9 protein-coding genes are annotated in these 13,781 nt (G+C 60.1%); 4 read left to right on the top strand and 5 right to left on the bottom strand.

Features of this window, described 5'->3' with window-relative positions:
• Positions 1 to 213: 213 nt before the first annotated feature.
• Positions 214 to 1,293, top strand: coding sequence for a 6-phosphofructokinase (locus tag ACTQXO_RS08445; protein WP_154514896.1), 1,080 nt, complete (start codon positions 214 to 216; stop codon positions 1,291 to 1,293).
• A 514-nt stretch (positions 1,294 to 1,807) separates the two neighbouring features.
• Here the strand turns inward: ACTQXO_RS08445 and ACTQXO_RS08440 are convergent.
• Together ACTQXO_RS08440 and ACTQXO_RS08435 are read right to left on the bottom strand one after the other, a co-directional pair.
• The gene (locus ACTQXO_RS08440) at positions 1,808 to 4,573 is read right to left on the bottom strand and encodes an FtsX-like permease family protein (RefSeq protein ID WP_441032928.1); all 2,766 of its coding nucleotides are present in this window, start codon (positions 4,571 to 4,573) and stop codon (positions 1,808 to 1,810) included.
• 5 nt (positions 4,574 to 4,578) lie between these two features.
• Positions 4,579 to 5,280: an ABC transporter ATP-binding protein gene (locus ACTQXO_RS08435; RefSeq protein ID WP_427718202.1), complete on the bottom strand. Its 702-nt coding sequence runs from the start codon at positions 5,278 to 5,280 to the stop codon at positions 4,579 to 4,581.
• Between the two features lie 315 nt (positions 5,281 to 5,595).
• On the opposite strand from ACTQXO_RS08435, the gene ACTQXO_RS08430 reads away from it, so the two are divergent.
• Positions 5,596 to 6,831, top strand: coding sequence for a chloride channel protein (locus tag ACTQXO_RS08430; protein WP_441032931.1), 1,236 nt, complete (start codon positions 5,596 to 5,598; stop codon positions 6,829 to 6,831).
• Positions 6,832 to 7,037: 206 nt separating this feature from the next.
• Here the strand turns inward: ACTQXO_RS08430 and ACTQXO_RS08425 are convergent, their stop codons facing one another.
• The 3 genes from ACTQXO_RS08425 to ACTQXO_RS08415 form a co-directional block, all read right to left on the bottom strand.
• On the bottom strand, positions 7,038 to 7,616 hold the full coding sequence (locus ACTQXO_RS08425; protein WP_441032934.1) for a methylated-DNA--[protein]-cysteine S-methyltransferase: 579 nt from the start codon (positions 7,614 to 7,616) through the stop codon (positions 7,038 to 7,040).
• A 703-nt stretch (positions 7,617 to 8,319) separates the two neighbouring features.
• On the bottom strand, positions 8,320 to 9,345 hold the full coding sequence (locus ACTQXO_RS08420) for an aspartate-semialdehyde dehydrogenase (RefSeq protein ID WP_154514908.1): 1,026 nt from the start codon (positions 9,343 to 9,345) through the stop codon (positions 8,320 to 8,322).
• Positions 9,346 to 9,565: 220 nt separating this feature from the next.
• Positions 9,566 to 10,954 (bottom strand): aspartate kinase, encoded by a 1,389-nt coding sequence (locus ACTQXO_RS08415; protein ID WP_154514910.1) that lies wholly within the window; start codon positions 10,952 to 10,954, stop codon positions 9,566 to 9,568.
• A 104-nt stretch (positions 10,955 to 11,058) separates the two neighbouring features.
• Here ACTQXO_RS08415 and thrC point away from each other — a divergent pair, with 104 nt between their 5' ends.
• Entirely contained in the window at positions 11,059 to 12,576 is a 1,518-nt protein-coding gene (gene thrC, locus ACTQXO_RS08410; protein WP_441032939.1) for a threonine synthase, read from the top strand.
• Between the two features lie 203 nt (positions 12,577 to 12,779).
• A complete protein-coding gene (gene thrB, locus ACTQXO_RS08405; RefSeq protein ID WP_154514914.1) occupies positions 12,780 to 13,661 on the top strand; it encodes a homoserine kinase in 882 nt (293 codons plus the stop codon).
• Positions 13,662 to 13,781 lie beyond the last annotated feature (120 nt).

The following is a 13,781-nucleotide window of genomic DNA, read 5'->3' as shown; positions in this document are numbered from 1 at the left end:
TCCGATCTCCCGGGGCCGGCCGATCCGGCCCTCAGGGTATCGGGTTCCCACATTCATCCGCACATGTACGGATGAATGTGGGAGGTGTTCGGATAAAGTTGATAATCAAGGTTTACATTTCTATACGTTTGAGCTAACACGTTTTACCCCCGTATCAACAGTGTGCGGGGGTAAACTTATGCGCATGTTATAACTTGCCCGGAAGGATTCATCATGCTTAGGATCGGTCTTCTTACCAGCGGCGGCGACTGTCAGGCGCTCAACGCCACCATGCGCGGCATCGTCAAAACGCTTATGACCAATAGCGAAGAACCTATCGAGATCTATGGTTTTGAGGACGGCTACCAGGGCCTTATCTACAGCAGGTTCCGCGTCATGACGCCCGCCGATTTTAGCGGCATCCTTACCCGCGGCGGCACCATTTTGGGCACGAGCCGCACGCCGTTCAAGCGCCTGGACATTCCCGAGGCCGACGGCGTCGAGAAGGTGCCCGCGATGGTCCACACCTATCACAAGCTGCAACTCGACTGCCTGTTTATGCTGGGCGGCAACGGCTCCACCAAGACTGCCAACCGCCTGCGCGAAGAGGGCCTCAACGTTATCGCTCTGCCCAAGACCATCGATAACGACACCTGGGGCACCGAAATGACGTTTGGCTTTACGAGCGCCATCGACGTCGCCACCAAGTGCATCGACGACATCCACACCACCGCCTCGAGTCACGGCCGCGTGTTCGTTATCGAGATCATGGGCCACAAGGTTGGCTGGATCCCGCTGTACGCCGGCGTCGCGGGCGGCGCGGACGTCATCCTGATTCCCGAGATTCCCTACGACATGGGTAACGTCATCAAGACCATCGAGCATCGCATGGAGACCGGCAGCCGCTTTACGATCGTGGCCGTCGCCGAGGGCGCTATCTCCAAGGAGGACGCAGCGCTGCCTAAGAAGGAGTACAAGAAGAAGCTCGCCGAGCGCACGAGTCCGTCGATTGTCTACGACATTGCCAAGGAAATCGAGGCCAAGACCGGTCGCGAGACCCGCGTCGCCATCCCCGGCCACACGCAGCGCGGCGGTCAGCCCGACGCCCAGGACCGCATCTTTGCGACCCAGTGCGGCGTTGAGGCGGCACTGGGCTGCCTACGCGGCGAGTTTGGCTACATGATTGCCCTGCGTGACGGCAAGATGTGCCACATGCCGCTCGAGGAGGTCGCCGGCAAGCTCAAGTTTGTCGATCCCCAGAGCGACCTGGTACGCGAGGCCAAGGCGCTGGGCATCAGCTTCGGCGACGAATAGCCTCGGCCGAAATCCATCCCATCGGGCCCTCCGACCCCGCCCGACGTATTTCGATTTGGCTCCTCCCTTGACTCCGTCAAAGGTCGCCAATCGAAATCGTCGGTCGGGGTCGGAGGGCCCTGCGTTTACATGCTCGCCGAGGCTATTCGACTTCTTGCTGCGGGTGCCTAGGGCAGGAGGCGCCGTGCATTTTTTGGGAGTTTTCAGCAGCCGAGGGTGCCTGCATACTGAATTTTGGGCGAAAGGCAGGCGCCATGGGCCGCATCTTGTAAAAACGAGCGGCTCTTGAGGCGTTGGGAGCTCAGAATCAGGGCTTTCAGCGCAGTTTTGTGCGCCCGCTCCCATACTCGTGGACTCCGGAATGCTGAATTCTCCGGAATTTGCACGCCGCCCCTGGGGGTACCTGCGGGTAAAAAGCAACCGCCCCGCCAAAATATGCATTCTGCGGGACGGTTTATGCAATAAAGCGACTGTGGCACGTCACAGCTCGCTACAACCTGAATCCAAGAACAGGTTACTCGGCGCTCTTGAGGGCACCGACCATGTCGATCTTGTTGAGGGTTCGGTTGGTGGCGATGTTGACGATAAACGTAAAGCCAAACGAAAGCACCACAGCGAGCACGAAACTCAGCGGCTCGACCTCAACATCAAAGTACAGCGACGGCATCTGAAGAACGTACGTAAAGCTCTCGGCAAGCAGGCCACCCAGCGGCACGCCCAGTGCGGTGCCAATCGCCGTAAGGATCAACGTCTCCTTATTGACGTAGTGGTGCACCTCGCCACGGCGGAAGCCCAGCACCTTGATGGTCGCCAGCTCGCGTTCGCGCTCCGAAATATTCGTATTAGACAGCGTAAACACCACCACAAACGACAGGCACGCCGCCATAAAGGTCACAAGCACTACGACCGAATTGATAATCGTAAAGTTCGACTCATAGTTCTCCCAATGCTCGGCTGTACTCGAAACCGTAAGCCAACCGTCGCTCTTAAGCTTCTTGCTAAACGAAATCTGGTCGGCCGACGAGCCCTTAAGCAGCACAAAGATGCCGTTAAGACGCGCGCTTCGACCGAACGCGCGCTCATAGGTGCCCTGCGTCATATAAAGTGTGTTGCCCAAATAATTGAGCGAGATATCGCTAACCTTGACCTTGGTAACATTGAGCGACGAATCCTGGACCTGCGCCGTATCGCCCGGCTGAATCCCCAGCACCAGCTGTGAACTCTTGCTTAAATACACGTCCCCGTCACGCAGGGCGAGCGGTTCTTTGGACTCATCCTCCAGGCGCACGTAATCGTCCAGGTCATTCGTGCGGTCGTCGGGAATCACAATGAGCTGTACGGTCTCGCTCTTACCGCCAAACGTAAAGGTGACGTTGTCGGTCATAATCGGCAAGGTCGAGGTCACGCGTACGCCGGAGTCGCTGGCCGCGCTACGCTCTTCCAGCGCCGCACACGTCTGAGCATAGTCATCGGGATTGGCGACCGCCAGCAAGTCATAGCGCGTGATGTGCCCGTACTGTTTGGGCGAAAGCGCCACCGACGTATCGCGGATGCCCATACCGCAGATCACAAGCGCCGTGCAGCCGGCGATACCGAAGATGGTCATAAAGGCACGTTTTTTGTAGCGGAACAGGTTACGCGCTGCCACCTTGTTCAAAAAGCCCATGCGGCGCCAAATAAAGCCGATGCGCTCAAGCAAGATGCGCGAGCCGGCTCGCGGGGCCTTGGGACGCATAAGCGAGGCTGGGGTCTCGGCCATCTCGTGGCGGCAGGCGATAATCGTGGCACCCACCACGCCCACGGCAAACAGCGCCACCGAGACGATCGAGGACACGATGTCGTACGAAAGCAGCATCTGGGGCAGTGAGTACATGTCGTCGAACACCGTAAACAGGAACAGCGGCAACCCCACAAATCCGATGATGTTGCCGAGTACGCCGCCGAACAGACATGCCCACAGCGAGTAGTCCACGTATTTGGACAGGATTCGCCCGCGTGAATAGCCGAGCGCCTTGTATAAGCCAATGAGCGTGCGCTCCTCCTCGACCATACGAGTAGCGGTGGTAAGGCTGATGAGCACGGCTACGACGAAGAAAATAAATGGGAAAACCGTGGCGATGGCCTCAATCGAAGAGCTGTCGCTCTCGACGCTTGAGTAGCTTGCGATGTTACCGCGATCCTGGATGTACCAAGTGCATTCGCCCAGATCGGAAAGCTCGGCGCGTGCATCGGCAAACTGCTGGTCGGTGGCGTCGCGGCGCTGGTCCAAATCGGCCTGAGCCCGAGCGCGCTCCTCACTGCCCTGGGGCATGCGGTTGATGTTGTCCTGCTCAATCCCAAAGAGCATATTCGCCTGGCGCTCGGAGGCATCCAAGCTTGCCGGCGCGTCGACCGTCAGCTCTTGGGCGCGCACCTTCTCACGCTCGTCGCGAATCTTCTCGATATTACCCTTGACCTCGTTGATCTTTGTCGTGTAGGTATCTGAATAGGAGTTGAGGCTCTTGGCTCCCTCGACGATCACGTGGACCGCGGAGTAGGAAGAAGATGTCGCGGCATCCTCGCTCACATAGAACTTATAGTCCGCAGCCGAAGCAGCGCGAAAGGCGTTGACTGTCGAGTCGGAGCTCACATCAGTAGGATCGAGGACCTCGGCCGTAATGGTGTAATCACCCGCGGCAAACTGGTCCTTGGCGCTTTGGTTCGACGAGCTCGCGTCATTGGCGGCAAAACTCACCGTGTCGCCGAGCTTTTTGCCCGAAGCCCTCAGGAACTTCGAAGTCACCGCGACCTCGCCGGCGCTCTCGGGCAAATCGCCGCTCACCAGCACCGGTTGATCGATATTCTTCCTGGAAAGGCTCTGCACGACTACACGCTCGCGCGTGGTACCCACGGCGGTGTAGGCGGTCTCGGTGTAGATGCCCTCGGCCGTCTCGACGCCGTCGACCTCTTGAATGGCCGCAAGATCGTCGCGCGTAAGGCCATAGGTCGACTGCACGTTAATGTCATAGACATTCTGCTGGTCAAAATAGACGTCGACCGAATCGCGCAGATCCTCGCAGCCCGCCTTAAGACCGCACATCACGCTCACGCCGAGCGCGGTGATCACGACGATAGACAAGAAGCGTTTGAGGCTGCCGCGAATCGTACGGTAAACACCGCGGCGAAACACCGTCGGCACCATGTCGTTTGAACTTTGGGCAGTGCGGTAGGTCGTAAAATCCTGCTCGCGCTCCGTGTTCTGCGCGTCGCGGCGTTGGTTGTTTTGGCGATCTTGGTCCATGGGCGCTACCACTCGATCGTCTCGATAGGCACGGGATTTTGCTGAACCGTCTCGCTCTCCACACGACCGCTCTTAAAGCAGATCAGGCGATCGGCCATGGGCGCGAGCGCGGAGTTGTGCGTGATGATGATGACCGTAATGCCCTGCTTGCGACAGGTGTCCTGCAGCAGCTGCAAGATCTGCTTGCCGGTTTTGTAGTCGAGGGCACCCGTGGGCTCGTCGCACAGAAGCAGCTTGGGATTCTTGGCCAGTGCGCGGGCGATGGACACGCGCTGCTGCTCGCCGCCCGAAAGCTGCGCCGGAAAGTTGGCGAGGCGCTCGCCCAGGCCAACCTGGCGAAGTGTCTGTTCGGCATCGAACGAATCGGGGCAGATTTGCGCCGCGAGCTCGACGTTTTCGAGCGCCGTCAGGTTGGGAACCAGGTTATAGAACTGGAAGACAAAGCCGACGTCGGCGCGGCGGTATTCCACGAGCTGCGCCTCATTGGCGGAACTCACGTCGCGCCCATCCACCGTTACGGTGCCGGAAGTCGCCGTATCCATGCCGCCCAGAATGTTGAGTGCCGTGGTCTTGCCGGCACCCGAAGCACCCAAAATGATGGCGAGCTCACCGCGCTCGACCGTAAAACTCGCGCCATCGAGCGCGTGAATGCGGGCGTCACCCTCGCCGTATGCTTTGACGACGTCTTTGAATTCGATATAAGCCATCGATTAATTCCCATCTGGTCGGATAACTCTTTAGTATTACCCATTTCGCACCGACCAAAAAGGGACAGGTTTATTTTGGTAGGTTTTATATGGGGAAACGAGGGGTGCGGGCAGGCACCAGGACTGTCCACGGCAACCATTTGACCCAAACCGTATCCACCGCTATGATGCCACTGCGGAATGAATGTCTCCGTTGGGTGCGCCAGCCAAGCTGCCGCGTTACCCTAAACCGCCTTGTTGCTGATGACTTCTGCTGTTACGTGATGCCCCTAGGCATCACGCTGCGGCAGGAGTCTTTTTTGTTTTGGAGGAGAAGTGTCGGAAAGCAGCGCATCGAGCAGAATCAAACGTCTGCTCAACACCTATAGCGGTCTTGTGCTTATGGGTGCCGTCGGAATCCCCGTCGGTATCATCGTTGGCGCCATCTGCGCGCTCTTTGGACGCGTGCTTTTGGCGATCGGCGCCTTCCGCGACGAACACATCACCCTGCTCCTCCCCTTCCTCGCCCTTATGGGCCTTGCCATCGTGTTTGCCTACCGCACTTGGGGCAAGGGTACCAACCGCGGCATGAGCCTGGTATTCGACGTAGGCCACGGGCGTGAGGACGCCATCTCGCCGCGCTTGGTGCCGCTCATTATGCTGAGCACATGGGGGACGCACCTCTTTGGCGGCAGTGCGGGACGCGAGGGCGTGGCCGTGCAGATCGGTGCAACCGTCTCACATTGGATCGGCCGACGTCTACCTTTCCGAGACCCCGGCAACACGTTTTTGCTTATCGGCATGGCCGCCGGCTTTGCCGGGCTCTTTCGAACGCCCCTTGCTGCCACGGTCTTTGCTATCGAAGTACTGGTCGCAGGACGCATGGAATACCGCGCGCTGTTTCCCGCGCTTACAGCCTCGCTCGCCGCAAGTATGACCTCCGGTGCCCTGGGACTCGAGAAGTTCGAGGTCGCCGTTGTCGCCTCATGCGCGCTTGATCTCCCCGGTCTTGGACGGCTTGCGGTACTAGGCATCGCGTTTGGCATGGTAGGCGGTGCCTTTGCCTGGTGCCTTGCGCATGCCAAGACCCTTGCGGCGCGGCTGCTCCCCAACCCCTATGCGCGCATCGCCGCTATCGGCATCGCGCTATCGGCGATTCTGTTCGCACTGTGGCAGGGTCGATACTGCGGCCTTGGCACCAACCTGATATCGGCGGCGCTCAACGGTAACGGTAAGGTCGCCATCATGCCTTGGGACTGGGCGCTCAAATTCGTACTCACCATCGCCACACTTGCCGCAGGATATCAAGGTGGTGAGGTAACGCCGTTGTTCTCCATCGGAGCCAGCCTGGGTGTCGTACTCGCCGGGATTCTCGGCATGCCCGCCGAACTCTGCGCCGCGCTGGGCTACGCAGCCGTCTTTGGCAGCGCCACCAATACGCTGCTCGCACCCATCCTTATTGGCTGCGAGGTCTTCGGCTTTGGTAATCTGCCGATGTTCTTTATTGTCTGCGTCGTGGCTTACCTGTTCAACATGGATAAGTCGATCTACGCCCTGCAGAAGCGGGCGTAGAAAGATGTCCAAGCAGGTGGTCTCAACCGGAAACGGCGTCCCACTCTGAGGCTGTATTCCGGGACACGGTTTCCGCTTGGGACGCCATTCGGAAAGCGCATCCCGCTTTAAAACGGAATTCCGGGACGTGGTTTCCGTCTGAGTCTCCATTCGGAAAGCGTGTCCCGTTCTTTCACGGCATCTTGGCTATGCAAAGTGCTCGAACGCTAGTCCTCGTACGCGCCCTCAAGCCGCAGCAGCCACTCCTTGCGGTTGAGGCCGCCGGCATATCCGTTGAGCGAGCCGTCGGCCGCCACCACGCGATGGCACGGCACGATAATCGAAATAGGGTTGCGAGCGACCGCAGCCCCCACCGCACGAGGAGACACAACGGAGTCCTCGTTCCCCGGCACCCGATGGCGGGCGGCGATACGAGCCGCAATCTCGCCATACGTGGCGACCTCGCCACGCGGAATAGAAAGCAGCTCAAACCAAACTTCACGCTGAAACGCCGTACCGATCATATGCAACGGCGGCGTATACCGAGGCTCCTGCCCTGCAAAATAAGCATTCAGCCAAGCCCACGAACGCTCAAGCACCGAAGAAGCCGCACCATGAGCCGGACTCGCCGACGACATGCCACCAGCACCGGAAACCGCATCGGCCCCTTCAACATGTTCGGAGTCTTCCCGGAGAAGCGTGGAGCCAAAGTGCTCCTGCCCCTCAAACCAAAGCCCCGTCAAACCGCGGCCATCAGCGGCAAGCAGGATTTCGCCCAAAGGCGAAGCAAACGTCGTCGTGACCACCAGCGGCTCCTTTCAAAACTCCGCACCATAATACCGCGAATTGTGCAGACAACCTGTCTGATACGTCCGGGCAGGCTCGTAATTGTTTAAGCGAGGCCGCTTTCCCCAATCAAGAGAAGAAAACGCGGGGCTTCGACGTCAGGGCGGTACCCATGCCAGCTGAGCTCTAATACTTTTCCCGAGAAGTGAACGAGTAAAAACGAGGCCCCGGAGCATCCACACTTTTTGATTACAAAACCGCAGGATTCGCGCAGCAAAGCCGCAGGAAATAGCGGTCAAAATATGCCAATGCTTCGGGGGTCCAAAATAGGTCGTTCACTTCTCGGGAAAAGTATTCAACTTCAATTCACCCCAACCCCAAAGTCACCTCAGGCAGCAGGCGCGAAGCGCCGCAGCTGCCGTCACGGACCCGCAGCCCCCAAAGGAGGCAGGCGCAAAGCGCCGAGGCCGCCGCCGGGACCAGGGCCCGCAACGGCCACGTGCCCGCACATCAGCCCAGCGGCCCCAACCAACAACGGCCCCATCGCAGGCCGCTCGCAGCCGAGTCACTGCAGGCGGGGCCGGGCTTAGCTTTCAGAACACTCCGCAGACCAGTGCGGCGCCTTGTCCGCGGCTCCGAAGGAGCAGGACAAGGCGCCGCACATGGTCGAGGACGTTCTGAAAGCTGAAAGCTGAGCCCGGCCACCGCCGGACAGTTCCACCGCTACTCGCAGAGCAGCTTGGCGATCTGGACGGCGTTGGTTGCCGCGCCCTTACGGATTTGGTCGCCACAGCACCAGAAGGTGATGCCACGCGCGGCCTCGGGGTTCGAGATGTCGCGGCGCACGCGACCGACCCAAATCAGGTCCTGGTCGGAGGTGTCCATCGGCATGGGGAATCGGTCGTGCGCATCCTCGGCACCCAGGTCGTCGACCAGCTTGACACCCGGGGCAGAAGCCAGCGCAGCACGGGCCTCCTCGACCGTAATGTCGCGCTCAAACTCGAGCGTAATGCTCTCGGAGTGCGAGCGCAGCACAGGCACGCGCACACAGGTGCAGTTCACGCGCAGCTCGGGCAGGTGCATAATCTTGCGACCCTCGTTTTGCAACTTCATCTCCTCGGAGGTAAAGCCCTCCTCCTTGACGCCGCCAATCTGCGGAATCAGGTTGCTCGCCAACTGGGCGGCAAATGCGCGCGGCTCGGGAATCTCCTCGCCACGACCCAGGGCGGCCAGCTGGGCCTCGAGCTCGGCCATACCGGGAGCACCAGCGCCCGAAGCCGCCTGGTACGTCGAGACGATCATGCGCTTCACGCCGGCGAGCTTGTGCAGCGGCCAGGTGGGAACCAGGCCGATGATGGTTGCGCAGTTAGGGTTAGCGATAAGGCCGTGATGCCACTTGATGTCGTCGGCATTGATCTCGGGCACGACGAGCGGCACCTCGGGATCCATGCGGAAGGCGTGGCTGTTGTCGACCACGACGGCGCCACGCTTGACAGCCTCGGGCAGCAGCTCCTTGGCGATATCGTCGCCGGCAGCGCCGAGTACGATGTCGCAGCCCTCAAAGGCCTCGGGGCAAGCCTCCTCAATAACAACCTGCTCGCCGCGGAACTCGACGGTCTTGCCCGCAGAGCGCGCGCTCGCCAGCAGCTTGAGCTTGCCAACCGGAAACTCCTGCTCGTTGAGGCACTCGAGCATCTGGGTGCCCACGGCCCCCGTCGCGCCCAAAATAGCAACCGTGTACTGTTTCATGCTTCCCCCTTTAAAGGTTGTGGCTTTTGCCCGCACGCCGAGCAGGCAGGATATTCTTGCCCAGTGTATACAAGAACGGGGCGGACACGAAACCCACCCCGTCGAAAAGAAACCGAAACGAAACGCCCCGCACTAGATTTTTTGGAACATGCCTCAAAACCCACTCATGCGCCAAAAGGTAGATTTCTAGACATATCCCAAAAATCTACCGGAATGGTCGCTATTTGTGGAGGGCAGCCAGGGCGGGTTCAATCGGTGCAGGAGCCTCCAGATCGGAGACCTTCACAATGCCGTTCTCGTCGGAGAAGGCACGGTAAATGGTCTGAATCGCCAGGTCGAAGTCCTTATCCTCGACACCGATAATGATGTTGATCTCGTCGCAGCTCTGCGAAATCATGCGCACGCTCACGCCAGCCTGGCCGAGCATGCCAAACAGGTGGCCGGAAATACCTGCGCGGCCGCGCAGGTTACGACCGACGGTCGCGATGAGCGCCAGGCCCTCGACAACCTCAATCTCGAGCGGCTCAACCTCCTGCTGGATGTCGCCCACGAGCGAGTACAGCGAATCGTGCACATCCTGCTCCTGCACCACGGCGCCAAAGCGGTCGACGCCGGTGGGCATGTGCTCGACGGAAACGTCATAGCGCTCGAAGACCGAAAGTGCACGGCGCATAAAGCCGACGCGGGGCTTGGTGCGATCGCGGGCCACGTTGATGGCGACAAAACCGCGCTTGCCGGTCACGCCGGTAATGATGGGCTCCGCCTCGCCCTCATCAGCCGTCTCGCTAATGATGGTGCCGGGGTCCTGCGGCGCATTGGTGTTCTTGATGACCAGCGGAATACCCGCCTCGCGCACGGGGAACACGGCCTCCTCGTGCAGGACGCTTGCGCCCATGTACGAAAGCTCGCGCAGTTCCTCGTAGGTAACGCGCGCAATGGGCTGAGCCTCGGGAACAATACGCGGATCGGCAGAGTAGAAGCCCGAGACGTCGGTCCAGTTCTCGTAAAGGTCGGCGTCCAGACACTTGGCCAGGATCGAGCCCGAGATATCGCCGCCGCCACGATCGAGCAGCTTAATCTGGCCCTCACGCGTCGCGCCATAGAAACCGGGCATAACAAAGCCGCCCTGCTGACCGTACTCCTGCACCAGCTCGGAGGTGCGGTTCATGCTGAGCGTACCGTCGTGATGGAACGCCACAACCGTCGCGGCGTCCAGGAACGGCAGACCCAGGTACTCGGCCATCAGGCGAGCGGTGAAGTACTCGCCGCGGCTCACAAGCTCCTCGGTGGAGTAGCCGCCCGAGCGGGCGCGCTCGGCAAAGGCCGCGAACTCCTCACGGATGGGATAGGTGAGCTCCAGCTCGTCAGCGATATCAAAATAGCGCTGGCCAATGTCCTCGAGCAGCTCCTCACACGACACGTGATACTTAACGTGCGCGTTAACCAGGTAGAGCAGGTCGGTCACCTTGGTGTCGCCCTTAAAGCGGCGACCGCAGGCGGAAACCACCACAAAACGGCGGGCCGGGTCGGCATCGACGATGGCCTTGATCTTCTTAAAGTGTTCGGCGTCGGCGACCGACGAGCCGCCAAACTTGGCAATCTTAATCATGGGCTGGAGGTTACCTTTCTAAAAAGCCTCTGCGAACCTATTTTGCACGCTCTGATACCATGGTTTCACCGATTGGGACCAAGGCATCCGAGGAGCAGTGTTATATGGGAACTTATCATAGTACACGAGGACGCACTTTATCGTGCTCAAGTAAGGTGGCAATCCGCACCGGCATCGCTCCCGACGGGGGTTTGTTTGTCTCGGACGAGCTCGGCACCCAGCAGGTCGATATCAGCTCGCTTGCAGATAAATCGTACTTTGAAATCGCTCAAGATGTGTTGGGAATGTTACTGAATGATTACACGGGCGAAGAAATTTCGGCCTGTGTGAATGAGGCATATCGCGGCACGTTCGCGAGTGAAGAGGTTACGCCGCTCGTCAAACTCGACGCTGCGCCGGGCGCTGACGCCCCTCAGACCTATGTGATGGAGCTCTTTGGCGGCCCCACGAGTGCCTTTAAGGACGTCGCCCTGCAGATGCTCCCCCGCCTCATGGCCCGCACTTCCGCCAAGGACGGCGGCGCCGAGCGCATCATGATCGTCACCGCCACGTCGGGCGACACCGGCAAGGCCGCACTCGCCGGTTTTGCCGACGCTCCGGGCACGGGCATCACCGTCTTTTATCCCGAAGGCAAAGTCAGCCGCGTGCAGAATCTGCAGATGTCCACACAGGAAGGCGATAACGTCGCCGTCTGCGGCATTCGCGGCAACTTCGACGATGCCCAGAGTGCCGTCAAGCGCATCTTTGCCGATAAGGAGCTTGCCGAGCGCTTGGAGGCCGACGGAACGGTGCTTTCGAGTGCCAACTCCATCAACGTCGGCCGTCTGGTGCCGCAGGTCGTCTACTACTTTGCCGCCTATGCGCAGCTGTTGCGCGCCGGCGCCATCGAGGCCGGCGACGCCGTGGAGTTCTGCGTACCGACCGGCAACTTTGGCGATATCCTGGCCGGCTACTATGCCAAGCGCATGGGTCTGCCCGTCGCCAAGCTCGTCGTCGCGAGCGACAAGAACAACGTGCTGGCTGACTTCCTGACCACCGGCGTCTACGACCGCAACCGTCCGTTCTTCACGACCATCTCGCCGTCGATGGACATCCTCATCAGCTCCAACCTGGAACGCATGCTCTACTTCCTGTCCGATGGCAACTGCGAGCTTGTTGCCAGCCTTATGGAGCAGCTGGCAAAGACTGGTCACTATGAGGTTCCCGCCGACCTGCTGGCAAAGATTCAGAGCGTCTTTGGCTGCGGCTGGGCCAGCGAGGACGAGGTGCGCGCTGCCATCAAGAGCTGCTGGGATGCGAACGGCTACGTGATCGACCCGCACACCGCTTGCGGCTATCACGTCTTTGAAAAGGTCGCTCCCGCCGAGGGGGCCAAGGCCCGCGTGCTGCTTTCGACCGCCAGCCCCTACAAGTTCCCGCGTGCCTGCTGCGATGCTCTGGGTCTCAACGTTCCCGAGGACGACTTTGAGGCCATGCGCGTGCTCGAGCAGGCCACCAATACGGCCGCACCGGCACAGCTCGCCGAGCTCGAGTCCAAACCCGTCCGCTTCGAAGACGTCTGCGACGTCGATGAGATGGCAAGCTACGTCGAGTCTGCAGCAAAAAAGATGGCTACCAACTAAACCCCTCATTAGGCGCCGGCGAAAGCCGGCGCACCTTCTTTTATCAGATAACCCCCGGGATGATGACGAACGCGCACAGCGTGCCTGGCTGTTTAGTTCGTCGCGAGTTCCGCACGCAAAGGAAAGCACTTAATGTGCTTTCCGTCTTGCGCAGGACTGCCCGAGCAGCGAACTAAACAGCCAGGCACGCCAGGAGGACCCACATGATCAAAATCACCGTCCCAGCAACCAGCGCCAACCTAGGCATCGGCTACGACACCCTCGGCATGGCCGTCAGCCTCTACTCGCACTTCACCTTCGAGCGCGCTGACAAGCTCACCATCACGGGCTGCCCCGAGGAGTTCCAAAACGAGAACAACCTGGTCTACGTCAGCTTTGTCGATGCGCTGGCCGCATGGGGCGAGCCGGCTTTTCCCGTTGCCATCGACATTCAAACCGATGTACCCGTCGCTCGCGGCCTGGGTTCCAGCTCCACTTGCGTCGTCGCTGGCATTATGGCCGCCGCCGCACTGACAGGCCACACCGTCGACCGCGCTGAGCTCGTCCGCATTGCCACCGAGGTCGAGGGCCATCCCGATAACGTCGCTCCCGCCATCCTGGGCGGCGCCGTCTGCTCCTTTACGCCGACCGATTCGCTCCCCCAGTGCCTGCGCTACGAGGTAAGCGATCGCTTGCGTTTTATTACCGTGATTCCGCCCTACGAGGTTCACACGAGCGAGGCGCGCAAGGTCGTACCGCAGGAGATTCCGCTCTCCACCGCCGTATGGCAAATGGGCCGTATCGCCGGCATGACGCGAGGCCTGGAGGCTGGCGACCTCGACCTGATTGCCGCCGCCAATGACGACCGCATCCAGGAGCCCTATCGTCGTCGTCTGATTCCCGACTACAACGCTGTGCGCGACACCTGCCTTAACGGCGGCGCCAAGACCATCTGGATCAGCGGTTCGGGCTCTACCCTTATGGCTGTGACCGACGACACCATCGTGGCAAAATTCCTGCAGGTCAAGCTGCGCGAGCAGTTCCCCAAGTGTGAGACGCACATTCTGACGTGCGACACCGAGGGCGCTCAAATCGAGTACCTGTAGCGCCCTGTCTCATTGCTCTCACCGGTCTCCTTGGGGCTTCCCCTGAAAACGTCCTCGATCATGAATTGCCCCGTCGTGGGGGGTCGGGGGCGGCGGCGATTTGTGTGGGGGGTGGTGTTT

Source organism: Collinsella sp. LCP19S3_D5 (assembly GCF_052121415.1).
Lineage (GTDB): Bacteria > Actinomycetota > Coriobacteriia > Coriobacteriales > Coriobacteriaceae > Collinsella.
This window is presented reverse-complemented; position numbering and strand designations above follow the sequence as displayed.